Origin of the sequence: Bacteroides sp. K03, from assembly GCF_019734355.1 — a bacterium.
Taxonomy (GTDB): domain Bacteria; phylum Bacteroidota; class Bacteroidia; order Bacteroidales; family Bacteroidaceae; genus Bacteroides; species Bacteroides nordii.
This window is the reverse complement of record NZ_JAASHC010000005.1, coordinates 64886-77577: the sequence shown is the minus strand read 5'-3', so window position 1 is coordinate 77577 and position 12692 is coordinate 64886. Positions and strand designations below refer to the sequence as shown.

General features: G+C 42.6%; 7 protein-coding genes. 4 read left to right on the top strand and 3 right to left on the bottom strand.

Annotated features, from left to right (window positions below):
* The first annotated feature begins 3 nt into the window (after positions 1–3).
* Positions 4–1062, top strand: coding sequence for a hypothetical protein (locus HCG69_RS05840; RefSeq protein WP_221649266.1), 1059 nt, complete (start codon positions 4–6; stop codon positions 1060–1062).
* Positions 1063–1283: 221 nt separating this feature from the next.
* Here the strand turns inward: HCG69_RS05840 and HCG69_RS05835 are convergent, their stop codons facing one another.
* Complete coding sequence (locus HCG69_RS05835) at positions 1284–2813, bottom strand: glycoside hydrolase family 28 protein (protein ID WP_221649265.1); 1530 nt, start codon at positions 2811–2813, stop codon at positions 1284–1286.
* A 204-nt stretch (positions 2814–3017) separates the two neighbouring features.
* Here HCG69_RS05835 and HCG69_RS05830 point away from each other — a divergent pair, with 204 nt between their 5' ends.
* Together HCG69_RS05830 and xyl3A are read left to right on the top strand one after the other, a co-directional pair.
* Complete coding sequence (locus HCG69_RS05830; RefSeq protein ID WP_221649264.1) at positions 3018–7388, top strand: hybrid sensor histidine kinase/response regulator transcription factor; 4371 nt, start codon at positions 3018–3020, stop codon at positions 7386–7388.
* Positions 7389–7525: 137 nt separating this feature from the next.
* Positions 7526–10129, top strand: a complete 2604-nt coding sequence (gene xyl3A / locus HCG69_RS05825) for a xylan 1,4-beta-xylosidase (RefSeq protein WP_221649263.1) — start codon at positions 7526–7528, stop codon at positions 10127–10129.
* Positions 10130–10490: 361 nt separating this feature from the next.
* Here the strand turns inward: xyl3A and HCG69_RS05820 are convergent, their stop codons facing one another.
* Together HCG69_RS05820 and HCG69_RS05815 are read right to left on the bottom strand one after the other, a co-directional pair.
* Positions 10491–10829, bottom strand: coding sequence for a hypothetical protein (locus HCG69_RS05820; protein WP_221649262.1), 339 nt, complete (start codon positions 10827–10829; stop codon positions 10491–10493).
* Positions 10826–11098, bottom strand: a complete 273-nt coding sequence (locus HCG69_RS05815) for a hypothetical protein (protein ID WP_221649261.1) — start codon at positions 11096–11098, stop codon at positions 10826–10828. The genes HCG69_RS05820 and HCG69_RS05815 overlap by 4 nt, the downstream gene beginning before the upstream one ends.
* A 520-nt stretch (positions 11099–11618) precedes the next feature.
* Between HCG69_RS05815 and HCG69_RS05810 the strand changes: the two genes are divergently transcribed.
* Positions 11619–12527: an Rpn family recombination-promoting nuclease/putative transposase gene (locus tag HCG69_RS05810; RefSeq protein WP_221649260.1), complete on the top strand. Its 909-nt coding sequence runs from the start codon at positions 11619–11621 to the stop codon at positions 12525–12527.
* Positions 12528–12692: the final 165 nt, after the last annotated feature.

Below are 12692 nucleotides of genomic sequence, written 5' to 3'. Positions count from 1 at the left end.
ATTATGAAATACACCCTCGAAATACAAAAAAGATTACTACAAGTAGAAAATGGTAACCTGTCTCCTCACGAGAAAGTCCTTTTATTGAAAGAAGCTATCCGCATAGCCGATGAGAATGATGATCCACAGTGGGCAGTAGAGATGCGTCTGGACTTGATTTACGAACTGAATCTGCTCTCTCAGGCCGAAGAAGAGATAGCCGTATTCTCCCGTATACTGGACGATTACGAAAACAATAAAGATCTTATCTCTGAAAATGATATCCTTTGGAAATATAAGTGGATATGCGGAGCAGCTTTCGACATACCTGAGGTATCCCAATCACAGATAGATGCTATACTCGAAGATTTTAAAATCCGCACGTTGCGCAACGGATATTCGGCCCGTGCGTACTATCACCTGTTATTCCTGCACTACAACAGAATGCGGCAGTATGATCTGGCTAAAGAATATGCAGACAAAATGCTAAGCGAAAAGTTAGATGATATGATGTGCGAAGCTTGTGAACTGAATCTCCTGTTAGATTACTATCTGGAAACCGGACAATTTGATGAAGCCTATCATCGTGCACAACCGCTTATCAATAAACAAGTCACTTGTTACGAAGCTAATTTAAGAGCATTTCTGAAACTCGCTTATTATGCACAGAAAGCCGGAAAACCAGAAATAGCTTCCGATATGTGTGCCCGTGCAGAAGAGGCATTGGCAGGGCGCGAAAAAGACGAATACCTGCTACTTTACATCGGACAATTTATTACCTATAACTTCATGGTCAATCCGCAACGTGGCTGGGAGTATGCCGAACGTTGTATTCCCTGGAGTCTGAGAACAAGTAAATACAAGAAGTACCGTTTTGGTTGTGACATGACCGAAGCCCTGAAATATGAATCACGCCCGGAAGTAAAGCTGGAGTTACCGGAAGAATTCCCGCTTTATAATGATAGTGGGATATATAATGTAGAAGAATTGCGTACTTATTTCTATAACCAGGCAAAAGAGCTGGCACAACAATATGACGCACGCAATGGGAATAAAGGACATATGGAAAGGTTAGAATATTAATTTAATAATGTGGCAATATGCCAATTGGTATATCGGCATATTGCCACATTATTCACTAAGTAATCGTTCAAAATTATATGATACTATTATTGAAACGCAGAAATTCGCAGATTCACGCAAAGAATATCATCGCTCAAGTATAGCGCAGCTATTTAATCTGCGATCATTTGCGTTTTAATAAAATGCTGCCATAGTATGAATAAAATTTGAAGTAGTACTTATCAATTATTCACCTCATTGTACCCTTTCAAAACTTCACTATCTGATTCTTTCAGAAATTCCTTTACCAATTGCATCCCAAAGCAATTATTAACAACAGTATTCTTCACCTGTTCCAATTCAATTACCGACTGTCCGGGAAGAGATTTCTTTGAACGAACATCGTTCAACATAACCCCGTCACACAGTCTGAATCGAAATGAAGGACCCTTCTTTACTGTAAAATCCACATTATAGAAACGAAGATTCGTAGCCATCTCCGCCTCAAACCCTTCTTCCGCTTCCATATTTATATTCGAGAATGATAGTTCATCTATCGGCATTTCTTCAATACCCTTCACATATCCTACCCGTTTGATACCCGAACCCGTAATATTGCTCAAATGTATATTACGGAATACGGGAGTACGTTCGCTTACAGGTTCCGGCTTGGAATGTTTATCATAAAACAGATCAAAGATAAACGCATTACGCGAAATATTCTTCATCACAATATTGTCTACCCTGATATCTTCTACCACTCCACCACGTCCACGCGAAGCTTTCAAACGGATTCCGGCATCTGTTCCGTCAAAAATACAATTCGATATCACGACCTTTTTCACTCCACCGGACATCTCACTGCCGATAACAACCCCGCCATGCCCGGAGAGCATAATACAGTTGGTAATAGTCAGATTTTCACAAGGTCTTCCGTACTTACGTCCATCTGCATCGCGTCCCGATTTAATGGTAATACAATCATCTCCCACACTAATAAAACAATCAGAGATACGTACATTGCTGCAAGAGGTAGGATTGATACCGTCCGTATTGGGGCCTTTTGGGTTTGCCGAAGGATTTTTGATAGTCACCCCGTGTACTGTGATATTATCACAAAATGCGGGGTTGATAGTCCAGAAAGGAGAATTAATAATTTTCACATTCTCAATCACAATATTAGTACATTCAAAAAACTGGATGAAAGGAGGACGAAACATACGTCGTTCCAATGACGGCTTATAATACTCGGAAACCTCCAGGTCTTTATTAGCATCCACCCACATTTGTTGTAACTTTGTCAGAGAAGGCAGTTTACCGCCATTTTCTTTCAGTGTTTTCTTCGTATCACTTTCCCACGACCACCATTTGAATCCGTTCCCATCGAGCGTCCCTCTCCCGGTAATGGTGAGATTATCTGCACCGTCAGCATAAATCAAAGGAGACAGGGTATTCATCACCGTACCTTCCCAACGAATCCGTACAAACGGAAGATAATCCTCAAAATGATCGGAGAAACGAAGTGTTGCCCCCGATTCTATATTCAGTGTGATATTGCTTTTCATACGTATGGTGGCAGTAAGATATGTACCTGCCGGAAAATAGATTGTTCCACCTCCCTCTGCAGCCGCCTGCTCGATGGATTTATTAATCAAATCCGTACAAGGTTTCACACCGGTGAGGTCAGCCCCCAACTGTTTCATATCAAAAGTACGGGCGCCAGCCATGACAGTAACCCACAACAACAAGATACAAATAGATAATTGTTTCATTGACATACAAGTATTTCTTCATTGGTTTCGCACACAAAGATATGCGCTTATTTTCCCTGTAAGGAGGAATATCCGTGCAACATAGAGGAGACAAGGTGGAAAAAACGTGCAAAAGGTCGTATTTTTCGGTTAATGCGTCTCTCCACCTTCTTTATATAATACGTTTTCACTATTTTTGCTCAATTCATTTCAATCTGTAATAGTATGAAAAAGCACCTGTTATTTTTCTCGTTTCTGATAATCCTCTTCCCACTGACAGCCCAGCCACTCTGTCAGATAGAATACTTCACCGCAAATAACGGATTATCGCAGGGTGTAATCACCGCCATACTACAAGATCAGAAAGGTTTTATGTGGTTCAGTACCTGGAACGGACTGGATAAGTTCGACGGTTACAGCTTCAGGAATTACAAAGCATTTCCGGGAGACGGCTGTATGCTAACCAACAATCGTATCGTCTTTATCACCGAAAGTAAATACGGTAATATCTGGTGCCAGACTTATGATGGGCACATTTTTTTGTTCGATACCAAAGAAGAAAAGTTTATTGACGTATTGCAATCTATTGAGGAAGAAACCAAACATATAAACCTCGTCAAACAATTTTACGTATTATCTAAGGGGGTAACCTGGGTGGTGTGTGACAAGGGATTCAATTTTAGAATAGTAGAAGAGGAACTCTATAAAGAAAAAAGCAACAAAGCAGTGACACTTTACAGTCCTTTCAATCAGGGATTGAAAGGAGAAAACGTTTTCAGCATCTATCAGGATGCCGACGGAGACGAATGGATACTGACCGATAAGGGAGTATCCGTGGTTGGTAGAAAAAAAGCAGACAGTGATTTTCCATTCAACTTTATTAAGGAGGTAAACGGACGGATATATCTGGCCTCTACATCAGGTAAATTGGCTGTCTATGATTCTAAAACGGAAAAAGTGAAGTTTACGGATATCCCCTATTCCCTGCAAACAGTATACGCCCTGACTCCTATCGGAGCCAATACGCTTGCACTTGCCACAGATAACGGACTGATTCTGTTTGATACTCAAGAGAAACAGTTCAGCCAGATCAATCTACAAACACCCACACAACCCTCCAACACTGCACTGTCCGTTTATAAAGACCATACAGGAGAACTTTGGATATTCTCAATAACTCCGGGCATTATACGCATCAATCCCGCTAACGGTGAAAAACAACATCTCGCTACTCCACCGAATGAAGTCGTAAAACACGGACGTGCCAATCGTAATGTTCTTTTCGAGGACCGGGCAGGAGTACTATGGCTCATTCCATACAAGGGAAACTTCAGTTATTACGACCGGAAGACCCAACAACTGAAACCGTTTTATACCGCTCCAGGCGATTCACAATCTGCTTTTACTCCGAACATTCGTTACTACCATGCCGACCGGCAAGGAAACCTCTGGTTTGCCGACACACGGGGGGTGGAACGCATGTCCTTTTTCCCACATTCCTACCAACAAAGCCCCATCGACTTTGGAACAGAAATCCGGTCTTTCCTGTTAGACAGCCGAAAGCGCCTTTGGGTTGCATCGAAAAACAATCACATTCGCGTCTATTCTCCCGAAGGAGAACTACTGGGCTTCGTTTCTCCACAGGGAATTATCAGTCCCAACAAAGTACCATTCTTCAGTAGCGCCTATTGTATGATAGAAGACAAAGACGGAATCATCTGGATCGGAACCAAAGAGGAAGGATTGTTCCGCCTGAAAGCAACCTCCGGAGAACGCTTCACCGTACAACAATTTGTTCATCAACAAGAAGATAAATACAGTTTGAGTAATAACAGTATCTACTCAGTTTATCAGGATAGCCGGGGACGCATCTGGATCGGATGTTTCGGAGGAGGTATCAATCTGCTGACAGAATCACAGAGTGGCGAAATCCGTTTTATCCATAGTAACAATGAACTGAAAAACTTCCCCGGAAGCCATTTTATGAAAGTACGCTGCATCACCGAAGCTCCGGGAGGCATTATCATGGTAGGAACGACCGAAGGATTACTCACTTTCTCTAACAACTTCGAGCAGCCGGAAGAAATTAAATTCTACCGGAACGTACGGATACCGGGTACAGCTACCAGTCTGGGAAGTAATGATGTGATGAATATATACACCGATAGCCGAAAGACAACCTATATAGCAACCTTCACCGGAGGGGTCAGCAAAGCACTTTCTTCCAATCTACTCAGTGACAACATTGAGTTCAAGACTTATACCATCAGAGACGGGCTGGCATCGGACCTTGTACTTTCTATGATAGAAGATCAACAAAAAAATCTTTGGATTGTCTCTGAAAATGCTTTGTCAAGATTCAATCCGGAGCAAGAAACCTTTGAAAATTATGGAAGTAACTTCCTTCAACAAGAGTTCAACTTCTCGGAAGGTGTTCCTGTAACCAATGTCCGGCAGCAACTGGTATTCGGTTCAGACAAAGGTATCATCGAAATACATCCACAGGAAATAAAGAAAAACGATTATGTCCCTTCCATCGTTTTCACCGGTTTGAAAATACAAGGCAGTCAGTCACCTACCGGCATTGACGATCTGGAAGAACTACTCCTGACACCCTCGCAGAGGAATGTTACCTTTCAGTTTGCAGCACTCGATTATGTAGCTCCTCAAGAGATACACTACGCCTATCGGCTGGAAGGGTTGGAGACGGAATGGAATGATGCCGACAAAAACCGTTCGGCAAGTTACATCAATCTGCCGGCAGGAGAATACCGCCTGCAAGTACGTTCTACCAATAGTGACGGCGTATGGGTAAACAATGTACGTACATTAAGCGTAAAAGTATTGCCTACCTTCTGGGAAACTCCCTGGGCGTGGGTACTCTACATTGTGTTATTCATCGCATTTACCAGTACCATTGTTTACATTCTTTTTTATATCTACCGCCTGCGCCATCAGGTAGATATCGAGCAGCAACTTTCGGATATCAAACTCCGGTTCTTCACCGATATATCGCATGAACTACGTACGCCTCTCACCCTCATAGCCAGTCCGGTAACGGAAGTTCTGGAAAACGAACCACTCTCACCAACAGCACGGGGACACCTTACACTCGTACATAAAAACACAGAACGTATGCTCCGTCTGGTCAATCAGATACTGGACTTCCGTAAGATACAGAACAAGAAGATGAAATTACTGGTAGAAGAGAGTGACCTCATCCCGCTTTTACAGAAAGTCATGGAGAGCTTCCGGCTGATTGCCGAAGAAAAACAAATTAAGTACCGGATGGATACCGATATTAAAGGATTGCATATGTGGGTAGACCGTGATAAATTTGAAAAGATATTCTTCAACCTGCTATCTAACGCTTTTAAATATACGCCTGCCGGAAAGTCTGTCATCGTCCGCGTCATTGCAGATAAAGAAAATGTAACCCTGTCCGTAGTAGACGAAGGAATTGGTATTGATCCCAACAAACAAAAATCACTGTTTCAACGATTCGAGACATTGGCACGCTACAACATACTACAGCCCTCATCGGGCATCGGACTATCCTTAGTCAGAGAACTGGTCGAACTGCATCACGGAACAATCGAAGTAGACAGTCAGCCGGATAAAGGAAGCCGGTTCAGTGTAAAGCTACCTCTACGTCGCGAAATATTCGAACAAGATCCTCAGGTAGAATTCATCCTTGAAGACAGTAATTTTTCAACTCCATGCGAAGCGTTACCGGAGCAGCCCACAGAGCCGGAAACGGTTTCTCCGCCTGAGGGAAGTATACCGGATGACAGCGAATCTCTTTCTATCCTCATTGTAGAAGACAACCGGGAACTACGCACTTTCCTGCGGAATATCCTCATAGAAAAATACACCGTAATAGAAGCTACCAATGGGCAGGAAGGCTTTGAACGTGCACTGCAAACCGTACCGGATATCATCATCAGCGATGTCATGATGCCGGTTATGGACGGACTTGATATGGTAAAGAAGATAAAGGCTAACCGGGATATCTGTCATATTCCAATGATTCTATTATCTGCCAAATCATCTTTGGACGACCGCATTGCAGGACTTGAACAAGGCATTGACGACTATATAACGAAGCCATTCAGTGCCACCTATCTCAAAACCCGTATCACATCGCTGCTTCAGCAGCGGCAGTTACTACAAGAGATATACCTGAATAATCTTTCGAAAGAAAAGAGACTACCGGACAAAAACGAATTACTCCCGACACAGCCGCAAGTAACACCTTTCGACGAGCAGTTCATGCAACAGGTAATGCAGTATATAGAAGAACAGATGGATAACTCGGAACTGACCATAGATGATTTTGCTAATAAATTGTTGCTAAGCAGAACCGTATTTTACCGCAAACTGAAATCAATCGTAGGACTGACTCCGGTAGATTTCATTCGTGACATACGTATCAAGCGGGCGGCACAACTCATTGACAGTGGCGAGTTCAATGTATCGCAAGTGGCCTACATGACAGGATTCAGTGATCCGAAATACTTTAGTAAATGTTTCAAAAAACAAATGGGAGTGACTCCAACCGAATATAAGGACAAACAGAAAGTAACGGTTGCATAAGTAGAAAATGGTGGTTACACTTCGTCTGTCCCCCTTTTCTACCAGATATTCCCCCGCTATACGGCCAAAAGCGCGTACTATTGCAAAAGAATATAAACCCTATTACATAAAGTTCATTTAAAACAAAGTAACAGATTATGAAACACCCATTTACCGGCGGCCGTGCCGGAAGAACAGTGGCAATAATCATAGGTATTGGTTTTACTACCCTCCTATCTGCACAGTTGCCTTATCAGAATTCCAACCTGACTCCCGAGCAGAGAGCTACCGACCTTCTACAACGCCTTACTCTTGAAGAAAAAGTATCACTCATGCAAAATGCTTCACCCGCTATTCCCCGGTTAGGAATAAGGCCTTATGAATGGTGGAACGAAGCCCTTCACGGAGTGGCACGTGCCGGACTGGCAACTGTATTTCCGCAAACCATTGGTATGGCAGCCTCATTCAATGACTCATTATTATATAAAGTATTTAATGCTGTATCTGATGAAGCCAGAGCTAAAAACCGGGCCTTCAACGACCGGGAACAGTACAAGCGTTATCAGGGACTGACGATGTGGACGCCCAATGTCAATATCTTCCGTGATCCTCGTTGGGGACGTGGACAAGAGACGTATGGAGAAGACCCCTATCTGGCAAGCCGCATGGGGGTAGCGGTAGTGAAAGGATTGCAAGGTCCGGACACAGCCCGTTATGATAAGCTGCATGCCTGTGCCAAGCACTTTGCCGTACACTCCGGCCCTGAATGGAACCGCCACAGCTTCAATGCCGAAAATATAGCACCACGCGACTTATGGGAAACCTATCTGCCCGCATTCAAAGTACTGGTACAGGAAGCTGATGTAAAAGAGGTCATGTGTGCCTACAATCGTTTTGAAGGCGATCCTTGTTGTGGCAGTAATCGTCTACTGACACAGATACTCCGCAATGACTGGGGCTTTAAAGGTATCATTGTATCCGATTGTGGAGCCATCTCCGACTTTTTCGGGAAGAAGAAACACAATACCCATCCCGATGCTCCCCACGCCTCAGCCGATGCTGTTCTGAACGGAACGGATCTGGAATGTGGCGGCAATTACCGGACACTACCCGAAGCGGTCAAGGCAGGACTTATCAGCGAAGAACAAATAAACACCTCTGTCAAACGATTGCTGAAAGCCCGTTTCGAACTGGGTGAGATGGAAACAGACAATCACCCGTGGGCCCTCCCTTATAGTGTGGTAGATTGTCCCGAACACCGTCAGCTTGCCCTGCAAATGGCACGCGAAACGATGACTCTCCTGCAAAACAAAGACAATCTGTTGCCTCTGGATAAGAAAGTCAAAGTAGCCGTAATAGGTCCGAACGCCAACGACTCAGTAATGCAATGGGGTAATTACAACGGAGTACCTTCAAAAACAGCGACACTACTCTCGGCAATACAAACCAAATTACCCGCTTCGCAAATCTACTATGAACAAGTATGTGGTCTGACGGACGACATCACACTCAGTAGCTTGTTCAATCAATGCAGTGATGACGGCAAACCCGGATTTTCTGCCAGTTACTGGAACAATAAGGAATTCAAAGGCACTCCCGATGCAACTGCTCAACTCTCCACTCCTTTCCGCTTTACCACCTTGGGAGCCACTGCATTTGCTCCGGGAATAGAACTAACCGGTTTTGCTTCCCGCTATCATACCGTTTTCCGTCCTGTTAAGTCGGGAAGTGCCATTTTCCGTGTTCAGACCAACGGCAACATTAAAGCATCCGTGAACGGAGAAGAAGTACTGGACCAGACCAATATCAAGAACCCCGAAAACTTATATACCCTGCAAGTAGAAGCCGGCCAAAGCTATGACATCGACCTGCAATTCACACAAATAAAAGACGGTGCTTACTTCAACTTCGACTTGGTAGAAGAGACTCCCCTAAACCTGAATGCCACACTTGCCCGGTTGAAAGATGCCGACGTGGTCATCTTTGCCGGAGGCATATCACCTCTGCTCGAAGGAGAAGAGATGAAGGTATCGGCACCGGGATTCAAAGGAGGAGACCGTACAGATATCGAATTGCCCGCTGCACAACGCAATGTACTGGCTGCATTAAAAAAAGCAGGTAAGAAGATTGTATTTGTCAACTTCTCCGGTTCGGCTATGGCACTGGCCCCCGAAGCCGGGAACTGTGATGCCATTCTGCAAGCCTGGTATCCGGGACAGGCAGGTGGAACTGCAGTTGCCGATGTATTATTCGGAGACTATAACCCTGCCGGACGATTGCCAATCACCTTCTACAAACATACGGAACAGTTACCCGATTTTGAGGATTACTCTATGCAAGGACGCACTTACCGGTATATGAAAGAAACTCCTCTCTTCCCATTTGGATACGGACTAAGTTATACTACTTTCTCTTATGGTAAAGCCCAAGCAGATAAAAATCTACTGAGCAAAGGAGATAAACTGAACCTCAGCATCCCTGTTAAAAACACCGGGAAGAGAAACGGAGAAGAGATCGTGCAGGTGTATATCCGTCGCCCGGCAGACAAGGAAGGCCCGGCAAAAACACTTCGTGCTTTCAAAAGAGTAGAAATAGCCCAAGGGAAAACAGAAAATGTAATGATAGAATTGCCTTATTCGGCTTTTGAATGGTTTGATGCTACCACCAACACCATGCATCCTCTCAGTGGAATGTATGAGATACTATATGGTAGCAGTTCCAAAGCAGAAGATTTGCATTCCTTACAGGTACGTATACAATAAAATAGCTACTACCATAAATAAAAAGCCAAACGAGGATGTGTCTGATTTTTGAAGTACACTGTATCAGCACATCCTCTTGTTTTCCACAACACCCTCAATCTCAAATTATCAAAACAGGCATTATCTTCTCTATGGGAAATACCCGAAGAACTCTCTTACTACATTCCACAAGTTACAATTCAGTCTTTATAGCATTGATTAACAAGCCATTGAAAACATGCATTCTTTGTATTACAAAAGTACGTACTTAAGTATGTGTTAAATGTACACTTTTATACCCTAAAAGTACGTACTTTATGTATACAAAAGTGTACACTTTTGCATCGACAAAAGCAGAAGTTAAAATTTCCCGTTAACAATGTTAATGGGAAATGATTCTTTTTCCCCGTTTCTCTATCCATATATAAAGCCATTTTAATGGCCTATACTTAAAAAGTCTCTTTGATACAATGGATTTTGCAACAGCTAATTTAGTAACAGTTTCTTTCCCGTATTTTTCTTCATCTGCCCTGGCAAGTTCTAAGGCCGAACATAGCAGACAATAGCCACATTTCAGATTTAAGAAAGAAAGGTCTTTCCAATCTTCCTCAGAGTCTATTTCTTCATAGTAGACTCTCAAGAAATCATAAACATTCCCGGACTTTTCCATATCTGTTTTCATCAGACAGGGACAATCATGAATATCGGAAATCCATTTCATGGCATCTGATATATAGTGGAATGTTTCTTGTCTGAGTTGTCTATCCGTTCAAACAGTTCATGCAGACACATGATGCGAACCGCTTCTTTATCTGCTATTTTACAACACTCTATTTCAGATATTTTTACTCGGAGATTCCGGATTGTTTCATCCTGTCGCTCAATACGTATCCACATCATGGCGATGACAGGCAATAACATAAAGTATAATAGAATAGCTACTATGCCAACGATGTGAAGTTCTCCCGATAAAGAAAAGCTGTGCCTCATATTGTTTGTTTTTAAAGTTAGAAATGGGCACAAAAAAAACGTGCCACACCCAATATTAGCCAACCAGAGGTACAGCAACGAACCACGATACGCCTATATACTGAATGGGCACGCATATTGTTCGTTAAACAACATACATATCCCATTTCAGTTTGAGCGTATCGTTTTGAAAGTTGCTGTTTTCTGGTTGATACCAAACTGAATACTAATAAAAAAGTGATACTTAAATTAAGTATCACTGCAAATATAGCGAAAAGAAAATATACTGCAATAATAAAGAAGTATTTATGTGAGAGTTTTGAATATACTTCACCACAGAGTCTCATGTCGTTTTTTATTAGAAATTGTGGTTCTGTGTTCCCCTGTGGTAAATTTGTAATGGATTTGTTGTAGTGAGTTCAATACATTATTTCTCAAAAGCGATCTGAATTTTGATACGGTTATCCTGAATAAGATTACTTTCATCCACATTATCTAAAAAAAAGTCGTAGCTTTGCAATAACTTAAAAAACAGAATGATATGGTACAGCCGGACAAATACATACGGTTTGATTGGGCAATAAAGAGACTCCTCCGCCAAAAAGCCAACTTTGGTGTGTTAGAAGGTTTTTTAACCGTTTTATTGGGCGAAGAGGTGAAAATCATCGAGTTACTGGAAAGCGAAAGCAATCAGCAGACCAGTGATGATAAATTCAACCGTGTAGACATCAAAGCACGTAACAGCAAGGATGAGATTATCATTGTAGAGATTCAAAACACCCGTGAGCTCTATTATCTGGAACGCATTCTCTATGGAGTAGCAAAAGCGATCACAGAACATATCTCCCTTGGCGAACGCTATTATGAGGTGAAAAAGATTTATTCCATCAGCATCTTGTACTTCGACATCGGTAAAGGAAACGATTATCTGTACCACGGTCAGAACATCTTCACTGGAGTGCATACAGGAGACCGCCTTGAGGTGACCACTAAAGAGAAAGATGCCTTAGTACATAAGCTGCCTGCCGAAGTCTTTCCGGAATACTTCCTGATTCGTGTAAATGAATTCAATAAAGTAGCCGTCACTCCTTTGGAAGAGTGGATTGAATATCTGAAAACAGGATGTATCCGTGCCGATACCAAAGCTCCCGGTCTGGAAGAGGCTCGTGAAAAACTGATCTACTACAATATGTCTAAGGAAGAACGACATGCTTATGATGAACATCTGAGTGCCATGATGATACAAAATGACGTATTGGATGGGGCAAAACTGGAAGGACTCATAGAAGGGCGTGTAGAAGGACGTGTAGAAGGACGTATGGAAGGACGTGTAGAAGGGCGTATGGAAGGGTGTATGGATATGGCACGTAATTTAAAGAAATTAGGAGTCTCTACAGCTATTATCATGGAAAGTTCCGGGTTGTCAGAGCAAGAAATAGAAAAATTATAACCAATATAAAGCTGCCTTTTTACTATAAAGAAGGCGTATACAAATAACAGGTTCTTTTATTCTTCTGATTTAAGATTTGCAAGTGCTCAACTCAATAGTTACAGACTTGAGCACTTGCGAAAGTTAAGAGCCTGTTTAAATTTTCTTCAAATAGGATTTTTCAGC

Excerpts from the sequence above, each read along its gene's own strand:
- HCG69_RS05815 (WP_221649261.1), bottom strand. The coding sequence starts at position 11,098 with ATGAGGCACAGCTTTTCTTTATCGGGAGAACTTCACATCGTTGGCATA.
- HCG69_RS05835 (WP_221649265.1), bottom strand. The coding sequence starts at position 2,813 with ATGAAACAATTATCTATTTGTATCTTGTTGTTGTGGGTTACTGTCATG.
- HCG69_RS05810 (WP_221649260.1), top strand. The coding sequence starts at position 11,619 with ATGGTACAGCCGGACAAATACATACGGTTTGATTGGGCAATAAAGAGA.
- xyl3A (WP_221649263.1), top strand. The coding sequence starts at position 7,526 with ATGAAACACCCATTTACCGGCGGCCGTGCCGGAAGAACAGTGGCAATA.
- HCG69_RS05840 (WP_221649266.1), top strand. The coding sequence starts at position 4 with ATGAAATACACCCTCGAAATACAAAAAAGATTACTACAAGTAGAAAAT.
- HCG69_RS05830 (WP_221649264.1), top strand. The coding sequence starts at position 3,018 with ATGAAAAAGCACCTGTTATTTTTCTCGTTTCTGATAATCCTCTTCCCA.
- HCG69_RS05820 (WP_221649262.1), bottom strand. The coding sequence starts at position 10,829 with ATGAAATGGATTTCCGATATTCATGATTGTCCCTGTCTGATGAAAACA.